Genomic DNA, 25,929 nt, shown 5'->3' on the forward strand with positions numbered 1-25,929 from the left:
CTCAACCTCGAAACCCCCGCCTACCGCCTCAACCAGCTACTTCTCGAAGCAAAAACCCCCGCGTTGCCCTGACCACTTGACTTTGCCGCACAAAACAGGCCCAAACCTCACGTCTCGGCGCCCGAAACTCACGGCTCGGCGGAGCCATGTAGTTGAACATGGCGCCACGCCGCGGCTCGTGAACCCTACGATGGCAGACATGCACAAGCCGCCAGCACCCAACCACGTCGCCGGACTCGTGCTCGCCGCTGGTGCTGGCTCCCGCTATGGCATGCCCAAGGCGCTCGTGCACGATGCCTCTGGCCGATCCTGGCTGCAGAACGCCGTCGACGTGCTCGCGGCCGCCGGGTGTTCCCCGGTCATCGTCGTGCTCGGCGCCCGCGGTGCCGAGGCCGCGGCGCTGCTCAAAACGGATCCCTTGGCCTCAAGGGACGGTGCGCGAGCCCGCAGCACGAACCGGCCAACAGCATCCGTTTTGGTCGTGCAGGCCGATGATTGGGCCGAAGGACTCTCTGCCTCCCTGCGCGCCGGCCTGCGCTGCGCCCTCGACCACCCCGAGCTCACGGCTATCGCGGTCGTTCCCGTTGACGTACCCGACCTGAACGCGGCGACGGTGGCTCGCCTGATCGGCAGGACCAACGAGACGCCGGATGCGCCCGGCTCCGCCGCCGCGTCGGCCGGCACACTGCGTCAGGCCCGTTTTTCCGGCCAGCCGGGGCATCCCGTGGTGATCGGCCGGTCGCATTGGGTGTCCCTCCTCGAGACTCTCTCCGGCGATTCCGGCGCGCGACCCTATCTGCGCGCGCACGACGTCGAAGCGGTCGAGTGTGGCGACCTCGGCACCGGGGCCGACGTCGACCGGCCCAGGGAACCACCGGGCCCACCTTCGGAACATGGGCCCATGATCTAACTTGGGCCCACATTCCGGGCCCGGGCCCGGAACAAATGGTGAGGTCCCGAACCCTCGTGGCTCAACGAAACTGCGCCTGAACTACCCCCGTGCCACCACCCGAGTCAGCGCCGCGTAGGCACGCGCCGCGCCCGGCTGCACGGTCAGCGACACCGCGAGGGTGTCGAGACGGGCGCGCGTTTCGCCGGCGAGGTGCAGCATCCGCTCACAGGCGTCGCGCAACGCGAGAACGGTTGCGGTATTGGGCGGCAGCGATGTGCCGAAGCCCGCCGCGTCGAGGGCGGCTGCGCCGGCGAACTGGTCGGTGGAGAACGGCAGCACAACGAGCGGCACGCCTGCCGTCATCGCCTCGGTCACCGAATTGTTGCCCCCGTGCGTCACCGCGAGCACGGCCTCCTGCAGCAGGCGTACCTGCGGCAGAAACCCGCGCACCAGCCAGGAATCAGGAATGGGGCCGAGCGTTTCGCGGTCGGTCGCTCCGACAGCCATGGCCACCCGCACCGGCAGCCCGCTCAGGGCCTCGGCGACGCGGGCGAGCACATCACCGCGCACCGAGAGAAAACTTCCGAAGCTCACGTAGACGACGGGCCGAGAATCAGCCGCCAGCCAGGCTTCGACCTCGGGGTCGACGGCCTCGGATCGCACCGCCGAACCGAGAAACCGGTGGGGTGGAAGCTGGTCCGTGCGCGCCGACGAGTGCAGTTCGCCCGGATAATTGAGCAGCAGCAGATCCCCGCACTCTTGAAAGGCATCGAGGGTCGGTGCCGCGGACGGATCGAGTTCAAAAAGCGCTTCGTTCCACTGAGCGGTGAACGAGTCGCGAACGGCCGCACACTGCAGCTCAAGCAGCGCCAACTCGCCAACGTCGGGCGAGAACACGGCGGGCCAGGCCGGCGGGTAACCGTAGATCTCCGGGCCGACGGGCAAGGCAGACGGATGCCCGAGCACCACATCGGCGTGCGGCACGCCCGCACTGAGCAGCCCGAGCCGGGCGCTGAAGGCGAGGTGGTCGACGATCACCTGGTCGGGCTGCACCCGTTCGACGATGCGCTGCACCTCGCGGGCGATCGCGACCGGGTTATAGAGCAGGTCGCTGCTGCGGGCCTCAGCCTGAAAGAGCAGGGTATCGACCATTCCGCGGCGGGTGGCGTCGAAAAACCCGCGCAGGGCGTCATCTTCGCCGGCGGGCTGCTGCTCGACCCGGATGGTGCCGGGGTTGGAACCGCGGCCCAGCTGCAGGTTCTCCCGTTGGAACCCGAACGCGGCCACAATGTCGGCCGTTGCCGGTCCGCTCGCCACCACGACGCGTTCGCCGGCTTGCGCCCAGGCGGTGCCGAGCGTCGCGAGCGGGTACAGGTGCGAGGCGTAGTCGGGGCTGATGATGAGCAGGGTCATGAGACGCTCAGCTCCCAGGCGACCGGCTCGGTCGCCACGGCGACGTCCCGGTAGACCGAACCGAGTGTGCTCGCCATGGCTTCGATCGTGAAGTTGTCGGCCACCATGCGCCGGGCCAGGTCGGCGTACTCGCCGCCGTGCACTCCGGCCGCCACGGCGAGGGCATCGCGGATGCCGGAACCGAGAGCCTGCGCGTCGCCGGTGTCGACCAGAAAACCGGTCACGCCATTCTCGACGTAGGTGGCCGGTCCGCCGCCGTTCGGCGCGACGACCGTGAGGCCGGTCGCCATCGCCTCGAGCAGCGCGATGCCGAACTCCTCCTTCATGCTCGCGCAGACATACACACCGAACGGCGCAGCGAGCCCGGGCCGGCCGTAGCGGATCGCGGCCAGCCAGCGGGCGACCGTGTCGTTGGCGCGATGCCCGGCCAGAAGCAGGCCGTGGGCCGCAGCGTCGTCACGATTCGCCCCAGACAGGGACCGGGACATGCGCGCCAGCTCAATGCCCTCGTCAAAGGACGGATGCTCCAAATCACCGCCCACAATCAGCAGGTTGCAGCGCTCTTGCAGGGTCGGGTCCCCGGTCCAAGCTTCGACCAGGGCCGCCATGCCCTTGACGCGGTGCAGCCGGCCGACGCTGATCAGCAGCGGCAGTCCGTGCCGGGACGGCGGAAGGGTGCCCAGCAGCGCGTCGAGCTGGTCGAAGGCAAGCGCGGCGGACGCAGCGCGAGCATCGTCCATATTCGTGCGGTCGATGCGGTCAAGGTCGTGGTCGAAGTGATCAATCGGGTCCTGGTCGTGGCTGAGGTCGTCGTCGCTGGCGACCAAACCGCTCCCGCCGGACTGGCTAAGCGATGCCAGGGCATCCGTTCGGGCACGGTCGATCACCGCGAGGTCGATGCCCTCTGGAATGACCGAGTGTCGTTCCGGGTGTGCGTCAATGTCGATTCCGATCAGGCGCTCAATGTCCTGCTGCAGGTGCGGGCGCGGAAAAAGCACGGTGTGCGCGGCATCCGCGGCGAGTCGCTGCACCAGGCGGGCACGAAACCAGAAGTGTTCCACCGCATCAACCTCGCCGAAGTTCGTTCGGGTGAGCGCGCCACTCGATTCGAGCGAGTCGATCACGCCGTGCGGGTCGGGGGCCACGGTGAAGACGACCGGAATGTCCAGGTCGCGGGCCACGGTCGCGGCGGCGAGGCTGCCGACATCGGCCATGCGGAGGTGAATCGCGTCGACGACTCCGGCCGAGCGCAGGATACGCCGAATGCCGCGTTGCGCTGCGACCCGCCGAGGCCAGGAGTCGATCGACGGCACCGGACCACCGACGAACGGAACCGCCGCGAAGGAGTGCCCGCGCCGGGTCGCTCCGACGTCGGCCAGTCCATCAAGCGCTGACTCGTGGCTGCCGCGGGACATGGTGATAACCCGATCGACCCGATCTTCGCGGCCCGTCCCGAGACGGCTTCCGACAAACGGCGCACGCAAAGCGGATGCCGCGGCGCTCTCCGTTCCGCTGCCTCGGCCGGCCGGCTCGGCGACGAGGGCGTCACCGAGCCGCACCAGCAGGGTCGCGATGCCGCCGTTGTCGCCAGCACCGACCTGGGAGAGCTCCCCGTCGATGTCGGCGTGCAGAAAGAGTTGGGCGATTGTGGCGCCCTGGTTCCACTTCGGGCGTGGTGCGGTCGTCGCCGTCAAGTCGAACAGGGCCAGCCGAGCAACGGCCGCGAGTTCGCTCGCATTGTCGTCCTGAGAGAGGACGCTCAGTAATTCGAGCACAGCTTCGCTCGGGGATCGGTCCCCGAGGCCGGCGATGGCGGCGGCGCGAGCGGGCAGGCTCTCGGTACGGTCGGTGGCCACCCGCCGCAGCAACCGCTCGGGAATGCGGCCGGGCATGAGGCCGATGGTCTCGATGAGGCGGGTGCGGGCATCCGTTTCGGTCATGCCGAGCAGGGAACCTTCGAGGAACAGGGCCACCTGATCGGCGGCCGAAGATCCCCACTGTTCCAGAGTGCGCTGGGCGAGCATGCCGGTAAAGCCGCCCTGCCGAACGAGCGTGACGAGGTCTGCGATGGCGTCATAGCGCGGCAGGCGGCTGCCGAAGGCCCAGGCGGAGTGCTCACGCAGAAAAGCCGAATCGTGGTGCAGCAAGGCAACAAGCACCTCGTCAGCGGAGTCGTCGAAGACCTGGGCGAGGGCGTGCACTGCGGCGATGGCGGTGAGCTGGTCGCTCGGATCGGTCGAGGCTTGGGCCAGCAGGCGCACAGCCCGGGCGCCCCCATCGCGGCTGGCTGCCACGGTGAGGTCGTCGGCGCGTCGAATTCCCTCGAGCAGCGTTGCGGCGGATCGTTGTTCGTCGAGTGCGGTGTGGGTAGCCATTGACTGCTCCTTTTCGTTAAACTCGTCGAATCAATCGTGGCGATTCGGGGTTGCCACGAGCGAACATGGGTGAATTTCGGAACTTTGGGTGCGAGAGGTCGAGGATCCCGAACACGAAAGCGAACGAAACAGGTATAGCTAGCCTAGCTAGCTAATTCCCCATTCGCCATCATTGCATGAATGAGGGCGCCAGGGCTGACAGACTGCCCTGATCGGTGCCGAGCACTCAAGACAAAAAAAGAACCATGCCCCAGTGAATGGGGCATGGCTCTATCTGTTTATATCTGCAAATGTCGGGTTTAGCCGAACAGGGCCGTCACCTTCGCGAGTGTCTGAGAAATGCCAAAGGCCAGCGGGATCCCTACCAGCGCCCAAGCCACAATGACTTTTAGAACCTTCATGCGTGCGCCTTCCAAGCTGTTGCACCGACGAGCGGCTTTTCGGGTTCGTGAAAGTCGGTGTGAACCGGTCGCACGAAAAGGTTCGCCACAAAGCCAACAACGAGCAGCCCAACCATGGTGAGCAGAGCCGGCTGATAGGCCCCAGCCGTCAACTCACCCGGAGCGCCCTGAGCATCGAGGAACGAGTTGACAATGAGCGGACCGGCAATGCCGGCCGCCGACCAGGCCGTCAGCAGGCGACCATGGATTGCCCCCACCTGAAAGGTTCCGAACAAATCCCGCAGGTAGGCCGGAGCGGTAGCGAAACCGCCACCGTAAAAAGAAATGATAATGAAGGCCAGTACAACGTAGAGCGCCGTCGTACTCGATCCGAAGAGCGCCAGCAGCACATACAACACCATGCCAACGCCGAGGTACACCATGTAGATGTTCTTGCGTCCGGTCTTGTCCGACGTGGCCGACCAGGCGAATCGTCCGCCCATATTAGCGAGCGACAACAGGCCCACAAAGCCTCCGGCAACGGCCGCCGAGACCAGCGAGTTGCCGTCGCTCTGCCGGAAGAAGTCCTGGATCATCGGTGCGGCCTGCTCGAGAATGCCGATACCGGCCGTGACGTTGCAGAACAGGACGACCCAGAGCAGCCAGAACTGACGCGTGCGAATGGCGTTCCTGGCTGAAACGTGGTTGCTCGTAACGAGGGCCTTGACCCGCACCTTCGACGGATCGAAACCGGCCGGCACCCAATCAGCAGCCGGAACCTTGATCGTGAAAGCTCCGAACATCATGTACGCGAGATAGATCACGGCGAGGGTGAGAAAAAGCTTGCCCACGGAGTCGCCGCTCGCCACCCAGTTCGCTGCCCCGGAGTTGGGGTCATAGAAGCCGAGGAGCGCCGTCGACACTGGGCTGGCGATGAGGGCGCCGCCGCCGAAGCCCATGATGGCCATGCCGGTGGCGAGGCCCGGGCGGTCCGGAAACCACTTAATGAGCGTCGAGACGGGCGATATGTAGCCGATGCCGAGGCCGATACCGCCGATGAAGCCGTAGCCGACGTAGACCAGCCACAGCTGGTTCGTAAAGATTCCGAGCGAACCGATGAGGAATCCGCCCGACCAGAACAGAGCCGCGACGAACATGGCCTTGCGCGGCCCGTTGGTGTCGACCCAGGTGCCCATGATGGCCGCCGACAGGCCGAGCATCACGATGGCGATTGAGAAGATCACCCCGATCTGCACCAGGCTGGCGTCGAAGTGCGCCACAAGCGCGGTCTTGTAAACACTCGTGGCGTAGGCCTGGCCAATGCAGAGGTGCACGGCGAGTGCGGCCGGCGGAATCAGCCAGCGGTTGAATCCGGGTGGGGCGATGGTGCGGTCTCGGTCGAGCCAGCTCATGGAGATATCCTTGCTGCCGGTATGGCGATAGCGACTCTGCTGTGCGTTTCGGCTGTCCACGATGGCCGTGGACGTACTCCGCAAACGGATTGACTTAACAGTCTGCGGAGGCAATCCTAGAGGATTCATCGAGCACATTTCGTTCCAAAATCTCGCCCATTTGGTAATTCGGGGGAATTCCCCTTGGCGGCAAGGCAGTATATATATATGACACGTTCAGCACCTATCGACGACATCAACGAAAATAATCTTGTCGTCACCGCGCCCAAGACCCACGCTGCTGGCATCCAAGCCGTAGCGGTGGCGCTCGATCGGGGTATTGCCCAGGCTGGTCTCGTTCGCACCGCACGGTCGCTGCTGCGCCTCAACCAGCGCGACGGCACCGACTGTCCCGGATGCGCGTGGCCGGAATCCCAGGGACATCGCAAGACCGCAGAATTCTGCGAAAACGGCGCGAAGGCCGTCGCTGAAGAGAGCACGCTACGCACGGTGACGCCCGAGTTCTGGGCAGAGCATTCCATCGCCGAGCTCGCCACCAAGACCGAGTATTGGCTCGGAAACCAGGGCCGCATTACGCACCCCGTCGTCATTCGCCCGGGCGACACGCACTACTCGCAGATCTCCTGGGATGATGCTTTTGAGCTCATCGGTGAGCAGATTCGCGCCACGGTGCCCGACCGCACCGTCTTCTACACGTCTGGCCGCACCGCCAACGAGTCGGCGTTCATGTACCAGCTGTTCGCCAGATCGATCGGCACCAATAACCTGCCCGACTGCTCCAATATGTGCCACGAGTCCTCCGGCTCAGCACTGAACCCCACGATCGGCATCGGCAAGGGTACGGTCTCGCTCGAAGACATCCACCAGGCCGAACTCATTATGGTGGTCGGCCAGAACCCGGGCACCAACCACCCGCGCATGCTGTCCGCCTTGGCCGAATGCAAGGACAACGGCGGCAAGATTGTGGCCGTCAACCCTCTGCCCGAAGCGGGACTGTTCAACTTCATGGACCCGCAGACTCCGAAGGGCGTCGTCGGCAAGGGCACCAACCTGGCTGATGAGTTTCTGCAGATCAAGGTCGGCGGTGACCTGGCCCTGTTCCAGGCGCTCGGTCATCTGTTGCTCGAAGAGGAGGCCCGCGTACCGGGGTCGGTCATCGACCACGAGTTCGTCGCCGCGAACACCGACGGAATCGACGCCTATCGAGCCGCCCGATCGGTGATCGACTGGGCCGAAACGAAAAAAGCCACCGGCCTGGACCGTGCCGCGATCGAGACGGTGGCGCAACTGCTCATCGCGAGCAAGGCCACCATCATCTGCTGGGCGCTCGGACTGACCCAGCAGCCGCACTCGGTGAACACCCTCAAGGAGATCATCAACCTGTTGCTCCTGCAGGGCAACTTCGGCAAGCCCGGCGCAGGCGCCTGCCCGGTACGCGGCCACTCCAACGTGCAGGGCGACCGCACCATGGGTGTGTGGGAAAAGCCGAAGGAGCCCATGCTCGCCGCCCTCGACGCCGAGTTCGGCATCGTATCCCCGCGGGAGCATGGCCTCGACTCCGTCGACACGGTGGATGCCTTCGTGCACGACCGCGTCGACGTATTCGTCTCCATGGGCGGCAACTTCGCCCTGGCTTGCTCCGATACCGACCTGCTGGAGAAAGCCATGCAGCGCGTCGGTCTCACCGTGCATGTGTCGACCAAACCCAATCGCTCGCACGTTATGCACGGTTTGACCTCGCTCATCCTGCCGACGCTCGGCCGAACGGATACCGATGACAAGCATCCGTCGGGCCGCCAGGTGCTCTCAGTGGAAGACTCGATGTCAGTCGTTCGCACCACTCAGGGACGCCTCGAGCCGGTGTCTGAGCACCTCCTCGCCGAACCGGTGATCATTGCCCGCATGGCCAACGCCACGCTCGGAGAAGACCACCCCGTCGATTGGAAGGCAATGGCGGAAGACTACGACGTCGTTCGTGACCACATCTCCCGCGTCGTACCCGGCTTCGTCGACTTCAACGTTCGACTCAAGACCAAGAATGGGTTCGTGCTGCCCAACCCGCCGCGCGATACGCGCAGCTTTGCCACCGATATTGGTCTGGCCCGGTTCACGGTGAGCCCGATCGAGTACCTGTCGGCGCCAGAGGGTCACTTGATTCTGCAGACCATCCGCAGCCATGACCAGTACAACACCACGTTCTACGGTCTTGACGACCGCTACCGCGGCATCAAGAACGGTCGTCGCGTCATCCTCATCCACGAAGACGATGTCACCGAGCTGGGCTTCGCCGACCGCGATATGGTCGACGTGATCAGCACGTACCAGGGCGTCGAGCGTCGAGCCAACACGTTCCGCCTCGTGGTCTATCCGACACCGCGCGGTTGCGCGGCTGCGTACTTTCCGGAGGCGAACGCACTCATGCACCGCGAGCTCGTGGCCCGCGAATCGAACACCCCCGGTTACAAGGCCATGACCGTGCGCTTCGTTCCGGCCGGCGCCGCTGCCTAGCCTGAGTCAGGCAGCCTGCTCGTCACTGTGTGCGTCGATGATCCGGTCGCCGCCGGCATAGACGACCATGGAGTTACCGCGGAGAAAGCCGACCAGGGTCATGCCAACCTCGACGGCGAACTCCGCGGCGAGTGACGAGGGCGCCGAGACCGCCGCGAGCACGGGAATGCCCGCCATCAGGGCCTTCTGGGTGAGTTCGAAACTCGCCCTGCTCGATACCATGAGCACCGTGCCGGTCAGCGGCAGCCTGTTCTCCTTGACCGCCCAGCCGATGACCTTGTCGACGGCGTTGTGCCGGCCGACGTCTTCGCGCAGCACGAGCATTTCGCCGGAAGCGGCATCGAACAGGCCGGCCGCGTGAATGCCGCCGGTCTTCTCGAACACGTTCTGCCCCGCGCGCAGCTTGTCGGGAAAAGTCGTGAGCAATTCGGCAGTCACTCGCACCGCGTCATCCGCTATCTCAAAGACTGATTTGGTGCGCACGGCATCGATGCTCTCCTTGCCGCACAGGCCACACGAGCTGTTGGTGATGAGGGAGCGCTCCAAGCTCCGTTCCGGTGGCGCGACGCCGGCACCGAGGGTGACGTCCAGCACGTTATAGGTGTTGACCCCGTCGATCGCCCCAGCGCAGTAGCGGGCCGAATTAAAATCGTCGCCCTGCGTGATGACGCCCTCCGAGACCAGAAACCCCGCCGCAAGGTCGATGTCGTTACCCGGGGTACGCATCGTGACGGCAAGGCGGCGGCCGTTCACTCGAATTTCCAGCGGTTCTTCGACCGCAAGCAGGTCCTCGCCAGCCAGAGGCTGGGCACCGACGGTGATTCGGGTAATTTTGCGTCGCGCGGTAATTCTGTTCATTCTTAAAGTCTCCCACGCTGGTGCCGGTACCGCACTCCAGCCATGCCGATTAGCCGCCGATGTAGGACATTTCGATTTTCTTGGCACCAGACGCCCGCAGCTCACTGGTCTTCGCGCTCCGCAGCTGCGAATAGCGGTCGGTGCGCTCCCGCCAGAGGTGCGCCATAACGGTGGAGAGTTCTGCGTCGGAGCATCCGCCGCGCATGAGCGCCCGCAGGTCGTGGCCCTCGGTGGCGAACAGGCAGGTGAACAGCTTGCCATCGGTCGACACGCGGGCGCGCGAGCAGGTCTGGCAGAAGTTCTGGGTGACGCTCGAGATGACGCCGATCTCGCCGCCGCCGTCCTGGTAGCGCCAGCGGCGGGAGGTCTCGCCGCTGTAGTTCGGGGCGATCTCTTCAAGCGGCAGCTCGGCGTGGATGCGCGCGATCACGTCCTTCGACGGAACGACGGCGCCCATCTCCCAGCCGTTGCTCGAACCGACGTCCATAAACTCGATGAACCGCAAAATGTAGGGGGTGTCCTTGAAATGCCGGGCCATGGCGACGATGTCCTGGTCGTTCTTGCCGCGCTGCACGACCATGTTGACCTTGATCGGGCCGAGGCCGACGGCTTCGGCCACGTCGATGCCGTGCAGCACCTTCGCGACCGGAAACTTCACGTCGTTCATGGTGCGAAACGTGGTGTCGTCAAGCGAGTCGAGCGACACCGTGACGCGCTTCAGGCCGGCATCCTTGAGCGCCTGCGCCTTCACGGCCAGCGCCGACCCGTTCGTGGTCAGGGCAATGTCGATCTCACGGCCGTCGGGGGTGCGCAGCTCGGCCAGCAGGGCGATGAGGTCTTCAAGCCCCCTACGCAGCAGTGGTTCACCGCCGGTCAGCCGAATCTTCTCAACGCCATGGGCGACGGCCACGCGCGCGAGCCGGGTGAGTTCCTCGAAGCTGAGCAGTTCGTCGTGTTCCATGAACGCGAAGTCCCGGCCGAAGATCTCCTTCGGCATGCAGTAGACGCAGCGAAAGTTGCAGCGGTCGGTGACGCTGAGGCGCAGGTCGTGCAACGGCCGGTTCAGCCGGTCGGTCACGGTGCCGGTGGGCGTTTCCAGGTCCACCGGAATGTCCGAGCGCTCTCGATAGAAGCGCGGAGCTGGTTGTGCAAGGTCGGCGCCGGTCATGTTTCCACCCTAACCCCGCGCTCCGCCCGGGGATACCGAGAACACCGGTTCTAAGCTGATGCCGCGGCTCGCGGCCTGATTCCGTGGCTAATTCAGGAATTTTCTCAATTTCTGAACGGATCCGACGCTATTCGCGCAGATTCGGGTCGGATTTCCTGAATAAGCCACGCGGTGCGCGGATGCTGATGACGCCGATACAGGAATGGCCCGCCCGGGAGAATTCCCGGGCGGGCCATTCACCTATCTGCTGTTAGCCCTTGACGTAGCCGTTGGGGTTCAGCACGTATTTCGTCGCCGCGCCGGCGTCGAATTCGGCGTAGCCACGCGGGGCATCTTCGAGGCTGATGGCCTGGGCGTTGACAGCCTTGGCAATCTGTACCTTGTCGTGCAGGATCGCCATCATCAGCTGGCGGTTGTACTTCATCACCGGGCACTGGCCGGTGGTGAACGACAGCGACTTGGTCCAGCCGAGGCCCAGCCGAATCGACAGTGAGCCCACCTGAGCGGCCTTTTCCTTGGCGCCCGGGTCGCCCGTGACGTAGAGGCCGGGAATGCCGAGGGCACCGCCGGCGGCGGTGACCGTCATGAGCGAGTTGAGCACGGTGGCCGGAGCCTCGTGGTCGGCGTCCTTACCGTGACCACGCGCCTCGAAGCCCACGGCGTCAACACCGGCGTCGACCTCTGGCACGCCGAGGATCTGTTCAATCTGCTCCCCCGGCTCGCCTTTACTGAGGTCGATGGTCTCGCAGCCGAAGCTTCTGGCCTGCGCGAGACGATCCGCGTTCATATCACCGACAATGACGACGGCCGCACCGAGCAGCTGCGCCGAGACGGCGGCCGCGAGGCCCACCGGTCCGGCTCCGGCCACGTACACGGTCGTTCCGACGCCGGCACCGGCAGTGTAGGCCCCGTGGAATCCGGTCGGGAAGATGTCGGACAGCATGGTGAGGTCCATGATCTTTTCGAGCGCCTGGTCCCGGTCGGGAAACTTCAGCAGGTTCCAGTCGGCATAGGGAACCAGCACGTACTCGGCCTGGCCTCCCACCCAACCGCCCATGTCGACGTAACCATATGCACTACCAGGACGGTCCGGGTTGACGTTGAGGCAGATGCCGGTCTTGCGTTCCTTGCAGTTGCGACAGCGACCGCAGCTGATGTTGAACGGCACGGACACGATGTCGCCCACCTTGATGAATTCGACGTCGGGGCCTGCTTCGACCACTTCGCCGGTGATTTCGTGACCCAGCACCAGGTTCGCCGGTGCGGTCGTGCGGCCGCGCACCATGTGCTGGTCGGAGCCGCAGATATTGGTGGTCACGGTCTTGAGAATGACTCCGTGGGGCACCTTGCGTCCCACGTTTTCCGGGTTGACGCCCGGCCCGTCTTTCAGCTCGAAACTCGGGTAATCAATGTCGATTACCTCGACGACACCCGGGCTCTTGTAGGCGACTGCTCTGTTCCCCGTCATGAACTACCTTCCTGGTTTTACGCTGATCAGGATGATGTGTTGGGCACGACCCGATCGGCACTGGATGTTCCTGAACGCTGCGTGTGACGGCAGCTCCTCCACTCCATCACCGCTCAACTGAAATTACAATCAGCAAATTGCCAGTTCGCGCCCCCCTTTCAGGACTACGGCACGACCAGACCGGTGAGCGTCTCAGACCTTCCAGACCTGCACAACGGATGGCCGTGGACCGGTCCAGGCACCGGCCGGCACGGGTGCGCCGAGCGGAACATAGTCGGGGAATCGGCTCGACTGGGCCGCCCAGCTGCCTCTTTCCCCCGGGTGCTGCACGGCGACGTAGACCATCGATTGCTCAGAGCGGATGACCGGACCGCAGGTTTCGGCCTCGCGCGGCACTGAGAGGAACTGCTGCACCCGGCCACGCTCGGGGCCGGTGAGCGGCACTTTGAACAGTCCGTCGCAGTATCCGATTGTGTTCGGCGCGCCGTCGGTGGAGATCCACAGGTTGCCCTGGACGTCGAAAGCCACGTTGTCGGGGCAGGAGATGGGCGACACCTTCTCGCTTGGAAAACCGGCGAAGTAGGTGCTCGTGTTCGTCGCGGGGTCTCCGCAAACCAGCAGCAGGTTCCAGTCAAAGGTCACCGAGGTCGCGTCAGAACCGTTTTCGGTGATCTCTACGATGTGGCCGTCGCGGTTGGCCACCCGGGGGTTGGGCTCGGTGGCGCCTTCCTGACCGAGCGCGCCGCGATCGGTGTTGTTGGTGCAGGCGACATAGATCTTGCCGGTCACCGGGCTCGGCTCGACGTCTTCGCAACGGTCCATTTTGGTGGCGCCGACGGCATCCGCTACCAGACGGGTGTTCACGAGGGCATCGTCGGTGCTGAAGCCAGGAACCTGGCAGACGCCGTCGATGACGAGCGCCACCCACTGACCGGTGCCGTCGAAGAGGCCGTCGGCGGGTAGCTGGCCGGTGCCGGTGATCTCGCGCTCTGGCGAGTTTCCAGTGAAGCGAGCCACGTAGAGGGATCCCCGGGTGAGCAGGGACTTGTTGTGGGTGCGTGCCTTCGGGCCCTTCTTCTTGTCGAAGCGATCGAAGGAGACAAACTTGTAGAGATAGTCGAAGCGCTCGTCGTCGCCCATGTAGGCGGCGACGTGGCCGGTCTTTCCGACGATGACATTGGCCCCCTCGTGCTTGAACCGGCCGAGCGCAGTGTGCTTGACCGGGGGCTCGTTCGGTGCCTCCGGATCGATCTCCACGATCCAACCGAATCGGTTGGGCTCGTTCTCGTTGCCGGCGACGGTCGCGTCGAAACGGTCGTCGATCTGCTCCCAGAGCCGACCGGTGGGGCGATTTGCCAGGCCGTAGCGGGCATCAGCTGTGCTGGTGCCGTTCGTACGGAAGTATCCGTTGAAGTTTTCTTCACCGGACAGCACCGTGCCCCAGGGTGTGGTGCCGCCGGCGCAGTTGCCGAGGGTGCCGAGCACGGTTCGGCCCGTCGGGTCCGCCGAGGTCTTCAGCAGGGCGCTTCCGGCGGCCGGGCCGGTGACGGTGAACGGTGTGCTCGCGGTGATGCGGCGGTTGAGGGGGTCACCCACGCGGTAGGTCCAGGGTTGGCCGGCGCGCTTCCGTTCGAGGGCGACCACGGACATGCCGTGGGCCATCATGGCCACGCGACGCTGCTCATCCGCTTCGACCGCAGTGAGCGCTGGCGAAAACATGATGCCCTCGTTGGTGTACTCATGGTTGGTGACGAGGATGCCGGAGCGTCCCTTTGGTCCATTGCTCTCGATGATGTCGAGGTAGTCATTGTTGTAGCCGAACTGGCGGGCCTGCAATGCGGCGCTCTGGTGTTCGGGGTCGAAACGATCGGTGGCGGCGAAGAGCGGGTCGCCCCAGCGGATGATCGGGTTCCAGGAATAGCCCGTCGGAACCACGAAAGAGTCAACGGCAGCCGGAACTGGAGCGATGGGGGCGAACGCGAGGCCGCGGCCAGCAGCGCCGGCCGGGCCGCCCGGCACGGCCATGGCGGGAGCGGGTTCGCCGGAACCGAGCAGGATGGCGGCGGCGCCGACGCCAGCCCCCACGAGCAGGGAACGACGGCTCATCGCGGCCCCCACGATGTCGCGAAAGTAGTCGTTCGAGCTCTCATTGGGTACCGGGTGAAAGCAGGCATCCGCGCACTTGAGGTGGCAGGTGACGGCGCTGCGTTTGCCGAGGGTGTGCCCCTGCATGGGAAGGAGCGGAAGCAATGGCCGGTCACGAGCTGGGGCGTGCCGGCGGGGGCCGGTGGATTCGTTGCTCAGCATGCGGGCGCTCCTCGTGGTCGTTTTGGTCCCCGAACTGGGGATAGAACCACTCTCTCGCTGTCCCCTCTCCGATTCACGACAGCCTTGTGGCCCGTTGATGAACGGACCATGAACGCTCGGGGCCGCTAGCGAGAGTGCAGGAAGAGTGCGACGGCGTGTGCCGTGGTTTCGCGTACCCGTGCGGCCGCATTCTGCTGCAGGTCGTCGAGCGTTGCCGGCCCACCGGCGATCGAGAACGCGGCAGCAACACCGGATGCCGCGGTGTCGGCCGCAGACAGCGCCACCCGCCCGGCGATGACGACGACCGGGCATCCTGCCGGTGCGAGACGAGCGACAGCCACGGCCACCTTGCCGCCGAGGGACTGGGAGTCGAAGCTGCCTTCACCGGTGAGTACGAGGTCGGCGTTGGCCATTTTATGGGGCAGGCCGACGGCATCCGCTACCAGGGTGGAGCCGGGAACCAACTCGGCCCGAAGCAGTGGAACGAGAGTGGTCGGCATGCCGCCGGCCGCCCCCGCTCCGGGCCGGTCGGTCATGTCCTCGCCGGTCATATCGAGTACGATCGCGGCGAGGTGGGCCAGGCCGGCGTCGAGCTCAGCGATATCGAGGGGCTGTGCACCTTTTTGCGGACCGAAAACGGCAGCGGCACCGGTGGGGCCACAGAGTGGATTGTTCACGTCGACGGCGAGGCGCCAGCGCACGGTGCGGGCGCGTGGGTGCAGCTCGCTCAGGTCGATCAAGGCAATCCGGGCCAGCCCGGCGCCGCCGGGAGCGACGGGGGTGCCGGCAGCGTCAAGAAACCGCGCGCCTAGGCCAGCCAACAGACCTGTTCCACCGTCGGTGCTGGCCGAGCCGCCGACGCAAACCAGAATCTCTGCAACGTTTTGATCGAGCAGTTCGCGGGCGAGCAAACCGACCCCGAAGGTGTCGGCGCGCTGGGGCTTGGGCACGGCATCCGCTACCAGCGGCAGGCCATTGGACTCGGCCGCCTCGATCAGACCGATGCGGCCGTCGGCCGAGGTCGCGTACCGAGCCCGGCGGCTGCGACCGAGCGCATCGACGGTCAGCATGGTGCGGGGCGTGACTCCCCAGACCGCTGCGATGGCATCGAGCGTTCCCTCGCCGCCATCGGCCATCGGGCACAGCGTGATCCGGGCCTCCGGCAGGCCGAGGGCGAGGCAAGCGCCCCGTGTCCCGGCCGCCATGGCATCTGCCGCATCGGCCGCACTCAGACTCCCCTTGAACGAATCGGGTGCGATGACCAGTGTGAGCGGCTTCAGCGCCGTGCGACCATTCATTAATTCAGGCTAGAACAGAATTACGCACATATTCAGGTGGAACGAACCCACATTTACCGGCAACTTACGTCGTTAAACCTGTGCATTGTGCACATATTGGGCCGAATCTGCCGCCAGCGCGACTCGCATCGAAACGGCACAACTGAACCGACGAATATTCAGACCGGTGAGCAATTCGATGCGATCGAGTCGCTGCACCACGGTATTGCGGTGCACGCCGAGCGCTGCCGCGGTGTGCGCGATCGACAATTCTTCGCGCAGAAACACGCGCGCTGTTTCGCGCAGAACCTCGCCGAGCGGGTCGAGCACCGACCCGGCCACGTCGCCCAGCAGTTCGTCTGGCAAGACGGCGATGGCCAGTTCGAGGCCGAGGGAATCGAGCGGAATTTCGGAGCGCAGCTCTCCGACTGCGGTGCCGATGAGACCGGGCCGGGCGAGCAGCGCGCTCAGGCGCTCGGCATCATCGGTGAGTTGCATCATCGTCGCGCCAACCCGCCCGGTCAGAAATCGCAAGGACTTGGAGCTGGGCTGTTGCAACCGTTGCTGGAGCAGCGCGAGACCGAGAGCGGTCGACGATCCGCTCAACACCCAGACAGCACCGTGAATATCGGCGGCCACGACTCCGGATACATCGCGCAGCTGACGCAGCAACAACACCGAACGACTGGTTCCAAGATGCAGAATGCCGGTCAGATTCCACGGCGGCTGCAATGGAGCATCAATACCCTGCAGTGCCGCGATCAGGCGCCCTTCAGTGAGCTTGCGCAACGACAGGCTCGAGAGGATGTCCCGGGTCGCCGATTCCCGCCACGACGCGTTGTCCCGCAGCCGTTCCTGCATGATTAGCATCTGAACAGTGAGCACGAGCACCTGCGCCACCGGCAACACTTCGGCGGGGGTTCCGGTGACCCCGACCACCGCGGCGACGCGTCCATCGAGGATCAGTGGAATATTCACTCCCGGCCGGGTGCCCTGGTGCTCATCACCGGGAGCAATCTGCACCGTCTCGCCGCGTCCGGCGGCGTTTCGCGCCCCGTCGTGCAGGGTGCCGATACGTGACGCGTCCATCGACCCGATGATCAGCCCTGCGGCATCCATGATGTTGACGTTGTGCACGAGGCTCGGCGCGACCTGCTCGACCAGGCGCTGCGCGAGCGCCCGGTTGATCTGCACAGTATCAGGCAGCACGGCGTCGCTCGGAACGATGTCAGTCACCTGACCATCGTAGATCGAGGTCGGCGGATGGGTCTCGCGCAATCTCTTGTGGCGCGTGTCGGTGGGTTGACCTACACTTTTCATATAGAAGATGCATTCTATAAGAATCGGTTTTTTCCAATATTTGTTCGAATTTAATACAGCACTTTTATAGCGCTGGCTGGCTCATCAGCTTTTTTGTGACCAGCCGGTGCGTATGCACCCGAATACCAGCACCCGAACAGGGAGGCCACCTTGCCCCAGATCATTGATACACCGGTTGACGTTGAGCTGTCCGCCGATGGCGACCCGCGCGCGTTCATTTGGAATCGATTCGAGCACACCGTCATCGGGCAACCACAGGCGGTGTTCAAGCGCACCCGCTGGTGGGAGAACGAGGGAACACCCACCCGCATCGACACCGAGCTGTGGCGGCTCGACGCCAGCCGTGGCGGCGAAGAGCAGCACCGATACGACCTGCGCCGCGGCACGGACGGATCCTGGACTTTAGCATTGGACTGGGGATGAACAGCGCACTGAACTTCCCACACCTGCACGTCGCGAGCGCCTACTCGACCCACTATGGGGTGACACTTCCCGAAGTTCTGGCCGAGCAGGCGGCCGCACAGGGGGCAACGTTTCTCGCCGTCACCGACCGTGACGGGCTCTACGGCGCCGTCAAACACGTGCGCGCCTGCGTTGCCGCGGGCATCCGCCCCGGGCTCGGCGCCGAACTCGCCGTGCACGACGACGAGTACCGCTCGCTCGGCCGGGTGGTCGTGCTCGCCCACGGCGACACCAACGGTCGCGGGTACGCCGCACTCTGCCGCGCGGTCAGTGCCGCTCACGCCGCCGATGCCGGTCACCGCTCTGCGATCACAACCGGCAGCGCCGGGCCGAGCATCTCGCGCGCCCGGCTGGCCGACCTGGCCGGCCTCGCTTCGCTCACCGTGCTACTCGGCCCAGACTCCGACGTCGGTCTCGCGATCGCACGGCGTGACAATACGGATGCCGCGGCGCGGCTCGCCCACTGGCAGCGTGCCCTGCCCGCCCAGGCCGTCGTGCTCGAGGTCGTCTGTCACCTCGCCGAAAGCGGCACGGTCGGCAGCGTGACCCCGGCCACCCGCATGCTTGCCCTCGCCGAGAACGCCGGGCTACCGGCGGTGCTCAGCAATGCCGTGCGGTACGGCACCCCCGAAGAAGCGGTCACCGCCGACCTCGCCGACGCCGCGCGCTATCTGCTGCCGCTCGCCGAACTCGAAACCCCGCAGACCAACGGCCAGGCCTGGCTCAAACCGGCCGGAGCAATGCGCCAGGTGGCCCGTATGGTTGTTGACGCCGGCCTGCATGACACGGGCGCCCTCGAACGGCTGCTGCGCGATACCGAACAGCTCGCTGACCGCTGCAGCCTCGATCCAGCCCTCGACATCGGCCTCGGGCGCCCGCGCATGCCGGAGGCGCGCATCATCGGCGTCACCGGCGACCCGGTCACCGAACTCTGGCGTCGGGCTCGCAGCGGCATCGCCGACCTGTACTCGGCGAGCGGCTCGCGCGCGGTCGAGGCCGCCCACGCCCAACTCGCCCACGAGATGAAAACGGTCGAGCACTTAGGCTTTGCCAGCTACTTTCTTACCGTGTCCCGGGTGGCCGACATTATTCGCGGCATGGGCATCCGCATTCAGGTGCGCGGCTCCGGGGTCGGCTCTGTGCTCAACTATGCGCTGCGCACCTCCTCGGTCGAACCGATCGAAAACGGGCTGCTCTGGGAGCGGTTTCTCTCCCCCGAACGCCAAACGCTGCCCGACATCGACATCGACGTCGAGTCGGCCCGGCGACACGACATCTACCGCGAGGTCTTTCGCGCTTTCGGCAGCGACCGGGTCTCGCTCATGTCGATGACCAACGCCTACCGCGGCCGCGGCGCCGTGCGCGACGCCGGCCTCGCCCTCGGCCTGCCCGACGCGCAGATCAACGTGATCGCCAAGCAGATGTGGCGGTTCAACGCCCGCGACTTTCGCCGCGCCCTCGAAGAGAAGCCCGAGCTCGAGGCCCTCGCCACCGAGGTGCGCGAATCGCAACAACTCGATCTGCTGGTCGACCTCACCGCGAAACTCGACCGACTCCCCCGGCACATTTCGGTGCACCCCTGCGGCGTGATCCTCTCCGACGCGAGCCTGCTCGACCGCACCCCGGTGCAGGCGAGCGGCATGGGCCTGCCCATGTCGCAGTACGACAAGCACGACATGGACCCGATGGGCCTGATCAAACTCGACATTCTCGGCGTGCGCATGCAGTCGGCAATGGCGCACGCCGTCGAAGAGCACCACCGACTCACCGGCGAAAGCATCGACCTCGACCGGGTGCCGCTCGACGATGCGAAAACCTTCGAGCTCATTCGCTCCACCCGCACCCTGGGCATCTTTCAGATCGAGTCCCCCGGCCAGATGGAACTCGTCGGCAAGCTGCAACCCGAGGTGTTCAACGACCTCACCGTGGAGATTTCGCTGTTTCGCCCCGGCCCGATGAAGAACAACATGCCGCTCAAATATCTGCAGGCCCGGCACGGCGAGGTCATACCCGACTACATCCACCCCCGCTTCGAACCGATTCTGCGCGAAACGAACGGCGTCGTGATCTTTCACGAACAGGTCATGCGACTGTTCGACGAACTCACCGGCTGCGGCCTCGGCAAAGCGGATGTCTTTCGCCGGCACCTGGGCAAGCCCGAGCAGCTACCGCAAATTGAGGAGTACCTGCGCGAAAAAGCGCTCGCCCGCGGGTTCAGTACGAAGGTCATCGACCAGATCTGGACGGTATTGGCGGGGTTCGGCAGCTTCGGCTTCGCCAAGGCCCACGGGGCCGCGTTCGCCCTGCCCACCTACCAGTCCGCCTGGCTGAAAACCCACCACCCGGCGGCTTTTCTCGCCGGGCTGCTCACCCACGACCCCGGCATGTGGCCCAAGGACCTCATCGTCGCCGAGGCCAGGGTGCTCGGGGTGCCGGTACTCCCCCTCGACGTGCAGTCGAGCGCGCTGGACTACCGGGTAGAAGATCTCGCCGACGGGAGCCAGGGCATCCGTTTGGCGCTGCCCGAACTCGTCGGCAGCACGGAGGCGGAGCGGGCACGCATTGCGCAGCATCAGCCGTTCGGATCGCTGCAGGACTTTCGCGACCGGGTGCATCCCCGGCGGCGCACCTTCGAGGCGCTCGCCCGGGTGGGCGCCCTCGACACGTTCATCGGCTACGATCGCACCCGGCGACACGAGCTGCTCGCGCACATTCAGTCACTGCGCGGCACCGCCGTGGTCATTCGCGCCGACCAACTCGCGTTCGAGGTGGAGCTGCCGGTGCCGCGCTATTCCGGTGACCGTGCGGGCGCCATCACCTCGCTGGAGCTGCGCGGCCGCACCCAAACCGATCTGGAACTGCTCGATCTGAATCTGGCCGTCGGGTCGCACCAGATGAAACGCTTTCACGAGCTGTTTCGCGAGTTGGGGGTGACCCCGGCGAGCGAACTCGGCAACCTGCCCGGCGGCACCGAGGTGCTGCTCGCCGGAGTGCGGCGGGCCACCAACACGCCGCCGATGCGCGGCGGCCGCCGAGTGGTGTTCATCAGCCTCGACGACGGCACCGGACCGGTCGCCAACGTCGTGTTTTTTCACGACGCGCAGGAACGGGTCGGCGGGCAGGTGTTCCAGACCAATTACATGCTCGTACGCGGTCGAACCCGGCGCTCCGGCGCCCACGGAGTGTCGGTGACCGGGGAGAACATCTGGAATCTGTTCGACGTGGCCAGGCAGGTGAAGGAGCGGCACGCCGTTGAGCGCGCCGCCGCCGAGGAAGCGGCGAGTGCGGCCGCGTATGCCGCCGAACTGGCCGCGCAGGCTGGGCACGGCGTACATTCAGGCGGTAGCCGCGGCGGCGGCACCCTGCACCACCTCAAGGCCGCGCAGAGCGCGTAACGTCTCCTGGCGGCGTTATTGGCCAGGCGGGGCAGGATCCCCGGGCGGTGGCGCGACCGGCGGTGCAGGATCAAGGGGCGGCGCGGCGACCGGTGGCGCCACAACCTTCGGCGGTGGAATGTACTTGGGAGCCAGTTCTTCGAAGGCGTCACCGCCGTACTTGGCGTTCGCTGCCGACATAACGACCGGCCACATGCGGTGGCGTGCCGTGGCGATCTGGTCCCGGCCGAAGAATTGCCGCCGCTGACTGAGCGTCCCAGTGAGGCTGACCACCGCGACCACGGTCGCCACCTTGGTACTCGCGCCGCTCATCCAGGTGTCTTTCGCGCCATCCGTTGTCCCGGTCTTACCGATCATGGGCACATTCGGATTCGTGTTGTAGTTCGATTGCTGCCCGGTGCCGCCGAGCATCACCCGGCGCATGGCATAGGCCATGCCGGCGGCGACCGTGGCATCGACCGATTGGGAGCACACCGACGGCGGAACCGGAACCTCCACTCCATCGGGTCCGACGATGCGGTCGATGGCGATCGGCGAGCAGGTCACCCCCTTGTTCGCGATGCCGGCGAAGGCGATGGCCATCGTGAGGGGTGCGATTTCGTTGGTTCCGATAACGGATGCCGCGGACTGCGACAACGGGTTGCCGTCGGCTCGGTGCACCCCGAATGCCTCAGCCGTCTGGCGAATACCGCAGAGGTCGAGCCGCTTGGCCATTCCGATGAAGCCGGTGTTGATCGAGCCGACGGTGGCCTGCAGCGCACTGTAGTTGGCGCCGGATTCGTTGGCATCATTGCGCGGGTTCCAGGGTGGTTTCTCCTTGTCGTAATTCTGCGGGCCGAAGCAGCTGTCCTGGAAGGTGCCCCAGTTGGATTTGCGCCGGGAATCGACCCGTTCGTTGAGGGAGTGGCCTTCCTTGAGCCACTCGGCCAGGGTGAACACCTTGTAGGTCGATCCGGGTTGGAACCCACTCGAGCCGCCCTCGGCATAGTCGGTGGCGTAGTTGATGCCGGTGTAGTTGGCCCCGGTCGCCTGCACGGCCGGGTCCTGGCTGTAGTCCTTGTTCTGCGTCATGGCGAGCACCCGGCCGGTGCCGACCTGCACGCTCGTGATGATCGCGCCGACATCGCCACCGGCATAGACCTTAGGAACCTGTTGGTTCATGGTGGTCACGGCCGCGTTCTGCACGTCGAGGTCTAGGGTCGTGTAGACGTCGTAGCCGCCCCGACGAAAGTTGAGCATGCGCGCGGCCGCATCGGCGCCGAAGGTGGGGTCGGTCTGAAGAATCTTGGTCACATAATCGCAGAAGAAGGCATTGCCCACTGCGGTCTGGCAGCCGGTACTTGGTTCGGTGATGATCGGTTCGACCGGCGCGGCGATCGCGGCGTCGAAATCGGCCCGACTGAGCTTCTTGTAGCGCAGCATTTCACGCAAGATGTAGTCGCGACGTTGTTTGTTCGCGGCATACCCGTTGGCAGCACCGTTGGTCTCGCTCGCGGGCTGGTCGAGCTGAAACTTGACCGGGTTGTTCACGATTGCCACCAGGCTGGCCGCCTGCGGCAGGGTGAGTAAGGCAGCCGTCGTGTTGAAATAGTAGTTGGCGGCGGCCTCGATTCCATAAACGGTGCCGCCGAATCCGGTGATGTTGAAATACTGGCGCAGAATGTCGTGCTTGCTGTACTTCTTCTCCACCCCGATGGCCAGCCGCATCTCCTTGAGTTTGCGGTCGGGGGTGGTCTCGGTCGCTGCGGTGTAGCAGGCGTCGTGCGCGCGCTGGTCGGTGAGAAGCTCACACTTCTGCACCAGCACGTTCTTCACGTATTGCTGCGTAATGGATGACCCGCCCTGCGTGTCTCCGCCGGCCACCGTCGTCGCTGTGGCCCGCAACGTGCCCTGCAGGTCGACCCCGCCGTGCTCATAGAACCGGGGATCCTCCCCCGACACCGCAGCGTCCTTGGCGAATTGGCTGATCGCATCCCAACTCACCTCGATGCGATTTTGGTCATAGAAGGAGGCGAGGAGTTCGACGGTTCCGTCGCTGCGCGTCGCCAGGATGTCGCTCTTCTGGGACAGCGGCTCGATATTCACGTACTCGGGCAGGTTCTCGAACACCGAGATCGTGTTCGTCGCGGCCAGGCCCGAGAGCGCAACCACCGGGGTCACCGATGCGGTGACGAGCACACCGGCCGCGACGCTCATGGCCACGAAACCGAACAGGCCACCGAGCGCGCCGTGCAGTGTGCGCCGACGGGACAGAGCTGAATTGCTTGGAACCTGAGTGACCTGCACCACGTTTACTCCCAGCTGATGCCATCCAGTGCGAGAGCCAACGCCTGCGCATTGGTTCGCGAGTCAAGGACATGCTAGTCAAATGCGGGTGATCAGATGGGGGACAGTCCGTTACGAAAATGTATCGGCTTGATTCCGGTTTGCCGGTACTATCCGGTAAAGGTGCTGGAGGTGATGCATGCGAACGTTCGGCATTGAAGAGGAATTCATCTTTCTCAAACCGGCGACGCTTCAGCCAGCAAACGTGGGCGACGCGGTGCACGCGGAACTTCTCGGCCGCGCTCCGATTTCCCGGTTCGTCAGCCACGAGTTTTTGGCCTCGCAGATCGAGCGGTCGACGCCGGTCTTTGAACGCTTCGAAGAGGCATCCGCTGATCTGCTGGCATTTCGGTCGCGGCTGGCGCGGGCCGCCCTCAGCCGTGGGGTCCTGGCCGCCGGCGTCGGAGCGCCGTTCCAGACCGAGGGCTGGCCGGAAGTGACCGATGTCGAGCGGTACCACACGGTCGAGAGCGAATTTCGGGGGCTCGTGCCCGATCACCTCATCAACGGGCTGCACGTGCACGTCGGCATTCCGAACCGCGAGGCCGGTGTACAGGCACTCAATCGGGTGCGCGTCTGGCTGCCCACGCTGCTCGCGCTTGCGGTGAATTCGCCGTTCTGGCGCGGCGCGGACACCGGGTTTTCGAGCTGGCGCAGCGTGCACATGCGCCGCTGGTCCACCATCGGCTGCCCGCCGCTCTTCACGGATGCCGCCGATTACGACCGCCGGATTCGCCAGCTCGTCGGCGTCGGCGGTACCTACGACCTGCGCACGATCTGGTGGAATGCGCGGCTGCCCCTGGAACATCCGACCATGGAGATTCGCGTCTGCGACGCCCAGCTCGATGCGCCGTCGACCCTGCTGCTCGCCGCCCTGACCCGTGCGCTCGTCACGACCGCCCTGCGCGACAGCGAAACGGATGTCGCCCCCATCGACATCGCGCCGGAACTGCTCGATGCCGGGCTCTGGCACGCTGCCCGCGAAGGCGTGGAGTCGAACCTGTTGAATCCCGTGTCTGGCACCCTGGAGGGTTCGACCGCCGTGACGGATGCCCTGCTGCACTACTGCGGCGACGCCATCGATGAGGTCGGCAATCGCGACCGCATCCAGACTCTGCTGGCCCGCACGCGGCGACTGGGAACCGGGGCGGAGCGTCAGCGCGCCGCCATGCGCGCCGGAGGCCAGTCGGCCCTCGCCGCTTTGCTCGAGCACGCGCTGACCGCGCACGACTGACCAAAGCTCTACCGTTATTTGAGGCCTGAAACCAGCCTGTGGAGAACTTAAACGGGATTATAGCAATCCGGTCTACTGTGACCCCATGCGAAACCCGTTACGTCGCCGTCCCCTGCACGCCGTCGTGCCGAGCGCTGTCCTGCTGGTCTCCATCGGTCTGCTGAGCGGATGCATGGCCACTCCCGCCCCGACCGACAGCTCCACGCCGTCTGCGGCAGCCGAATCCACCGCGACACCCCCGGTCTTCGCCTCGGACGAGGAAGCTCTCGCTGCCGCCGAGGCGGCCTATACGGCGTATCTATCGGCCGGCGATACCGCTGGCGAAATTGGGTCCGATTCCTGGAACAAGTACCTGTCGTTTACAACTGGACCAGAACGCGATGGAGTCACGTCATCACGCACAGCGCTGGAAGCTGAGGGACGGTCTCTGACGGGCTCCACGGCCTTTGATTCAATGAAAATTCAGATGTCGTCAGCTCTTCCGGACGCGACTTGGGAGATACGAACTTACCTGTGTCTTGATATAACCCATAGTCAGTTGCTCGATTCCTCCGGGCAACCAATCGATGTCTCCGAGGGTCCCTTACGTTGGCCGATGGTGGTCCGGTTTGTCTCACCGCAGAAAGATTCCCAACAACTACTGATTTCGGAGTCGACAGTATGGTCCGGTTCAAATTTCTGCTAATCGTTGGCACCCTCGCCGCCCTAACGCTGAGCGCTATTCCGAGCACGGCAGCCTTTGCGGGATCCTCGCGGTGCACGCCTGAGGAGATCAGAACGGGGAAATGTCCCCCCGAGCTGGTCTCGGGCGGACTCAACAATGGCCACGGCGTCGATGTATTCGCCAAAGGGTCTGCGACTTCGGACGGCACGGGGAAGGCCACTGGGTCCGGCGGCGGCTCGGCGGGCAGCCAGGTGCGACCGGCCATGTGCGTGAGCCACAAATCAACGACGGAACCCAGCCAATGGGTTCCCTGCAACACCGGCGGCCTCAGCGACATAGTGGAACGACACCCCCAGCTCCTACCCACCATCGCCGCACCCCAGGCAGCGTGCCCACTCTGCTCCGCCGAGACCATCATCCACATCTCCGACCTGCAGAACTTCCCCGCGCCGATCGCCCCAACAGGCATGG

16 protein-coding genes are annotated in these 25,929 nt (G+C 65.1%); 6 read left to right on the top strand and 10 right to left on the bottom strand.

The window, feature by feature from the left end; translation table 11 throughout:
* Window positions 1-199: 199 nt before the first annotated feature.
* The gene (locus CXY80_RS02105; protein WP_104131439.1) at window positions 200-910 is read left to right on the top strand and encodes an NTP transferase domain-containing protein; all 711 of its coding nucleotides are present in this window, start codon (window positions 200-202) and stop codon (window positions 908-910) included.
* Between the two features lie 81 nt (window positions 911-991).
* Here the strand turns inward: CXY80_RS02105 and CXY80_RS02110 are convergent, their stop codons facing one another.
* The 3 genes from CXY80_RS02110 to CXY80_RS02120 form a co-directional block, all read right to left on the bottom strand.
* Window positions 992-2,305, bottom strand: coding sequence for a glycosyltransferase (locus tag CXY80_RS02110; protein ID WP_104131429.1), 1,314 nt, complete (start codon window positions 2,303-2,305; stop codon window positions 992-994).
* Window positions 2,302-4,680 carry a glycosyltransferase gene (locus CXY80_RS02115; protein WP_104131430.1) on the bottom strand — a complete coding sequence of 793 codons (2,379 nt, stop codon included), beginning with the start codon at window positions 4,678-4,680 and terminating at the stop codon, window positions 2,302-2,304. The genes CXY80_RS02110 and CXY80_RS02115 overlap by 4 nt, the downstream gene beginning before the upstream one ends.
* A 397-nt stretch (window positions 4,681-5,077) precedes the next feature.
* Window positions 5,078-6,472: an OFA family MFS transporter gene (locus CXY80_RS02120; protein ID WP_104131431.1), complete on the bottom strand. Its 1,395-nt coding sequence runs from the start codon at window positions 6,470-6,472 to the stop codon at window positions 5,078-5,080.
* Between the two features lie 207 nt (window positions 6,473-6,679).
* Here CXY80_RS02120 and CXY80_RS02125 point away from each other — a divergent pair, with 207 nt between their 5' ends.
* The gene (locus CXY80_RS02125; RefSeq protein ID WP_092450708.1) at window positions 6,680-8,980 is read left to right on the top strand and encodes an FdhF/YdeP family oxidoreductase; all 2,301 of its coding nucleotides are present in this window, start codon (window positions 6,680-6,682) and stop codon (window positions 8,978-8,980) included.
* A 6-nt stretch (window positions 8,981-8,986) separates the two neighbouring features.
* On the opposite strand, the gene fdhD is transcribed toward CXY80_RS02125, so the two are convergent.
* From fdhD to CXY80_RS02155, 6 genes are all read right to left on the bottom strand, one after another.
* Complete coding sequence (gene fdhD / locus CXY80_RS02130; RefSeq protein ID WP_092450710.1) at window positions 8,987-9,838, bottom strand: formate dehydrogenase accessory sulfurtransferase FdhD; 852 nt, start codon at window positions 9,836-9,838, stop codon at window positions 8,987-8,989.
* A 49-nt stretch (window positions 9,839-9,887) separates the two neighbouring features.
* Window positions 9,888-11,006, bottom strand: a complete 1,119-nt coding sequence (gene moaA / locus CXY80_RS02135) for a GTP 3',8-cyclase MoaA (protein ID WP_092450712.1) — start codon at window positions 11,004-11,006, stop codon at window positions 9,888-9,890.
* A gap of 250 nt (window positions 11,007-11,256) precedes the next feature.
* Window positions 11,257-12,474, bottom strand: a complete 1,218-nt coding sequence (gene fdhA, locus CXY80_RS02140; RefSeq protein ID WP_104131432.1) for a formaldehyde dehydrogenase, glutathione-independent — start codon at window positions 12,472-12,474, stop codon at window positions 11,257-11,259.
* Between the two features lie 192 nt (window positions 12,475-12,666).
* A complete protein-coding gene (locus CXY80_RS02145; protein ID WP_233194814.1) occupies window positions 12,667-14,706 on the bottom strand; it encodes a PhoX family phosphatase in 2,040 nt (679 codons plus the stop codon).
* A gap of 200 nt (window positions 14,707-14,906) precedes the next feature.
* Window positions 14,907-16,079: a glycerate kinase gene (locus CXY80_RS02150; protein ID WP_104131434.1), complete on the bottom strand. Its 1,173-nt coding sequence runs from the start codon at window positions 16,077-16,079 to the stop codon at window positions 14,907-14,909.
* A gap of 72 nt (window positions 16,080-16,151) precedes the next feature.
* Window positions 16,152-17,294: a sugar diacid recognition domain-containing protein gene (locus tag CXY80_RS02155; protein WP_158251529.1), complete on the bottom strand. Its 1,143-nt coding sequence runs from the start codon at window positions 17,292-17,294 to the stop codon at window positions 16,152-16,154.
* A gap of 234 nt (window positions 17,295-17,528) precedes the next feature.
* Between CXY80_RS02155 and CXY80_RS02160 the strand changes: the two genes are divergently transcribed.
* Both CXY80_RS02160 and CXY80_RS02165 read left to right on the top strand, forming a co-directional pair.
* Entirely contained in the window at window positions 17,529-17,801 is a 273-nt protein-coding gene (locus CXY80_RS02160; RefSeq protein ID WP_092450722.1) for a hypothetical protein, read from the top strand.
* Window positions 17,798-21,235, top strand: coding sequence for a DNA polymerase III subunit alpha (locus tag CXY80_RS02165; protein WP_104131436.1), 3,438 nt, complete (start codon window positions 17,798-17,800; stop codon window positions 21,233-21,235). Before CXY80_RS02160 ends, CXY80_RS02165 begins: the two co-directional genes overlap by 4 nt.
* Before the next feature lie 15 nt (window positions 21,236-21,250).
* Here CXY80_RS02165 and CXY80_RS02170 read toward each other — a convergent pair whose 3' ends face one another.
* Window positions 21,251-23,524: a transglycosylase domain-containing protein gene (locus CXY80_RS02170; protein WP_104131437.1), complete on the bottom strand. Its 2,274-nt coding sequence runs from the start codon at window positions 23,522-23,524 to the stop codon at window positions 21,251-21,253.
* 175 nt (window positions 23,525-23,699) lie between these two features.
* Between CXY80_RS02170 and CXY80_RS02175 the strand changes: the two genes are divergently transcribed.
* Window positions 23,700-24,794 (top strand): YbdK family carboxylate-amine ligase, encoded by a 1,095-nt coding sequence (locus CXY80_RS02175; RefSeq protein ID WP_092450727.1) that lies wholly within the window; start codon window positions 23,700-23,702, stop codon window positions 24,792-24,794.
* A 660-nt stretch (window positions 24,795-25,454) separates the two neighbouring features.
* Window positions 25,455-25,929 (top strand): hypothetical protein (locus tag CXY80_RS19940; RefSeq protein WP_104131438.1); only part of this gene is annotated, 475 nt, incomplete at its 3' end.

The organism is Cryobacterium sp. M91 (assembly GCF_002929615.1).
In the GTDB taxonomy this organism is placed as follows: Bacteria; Actinomycetota; Actinomycetes; order Actinomycetales; family Microbacteriaceae; genus Cryobacterium; species Cryobacterium levicorallinum.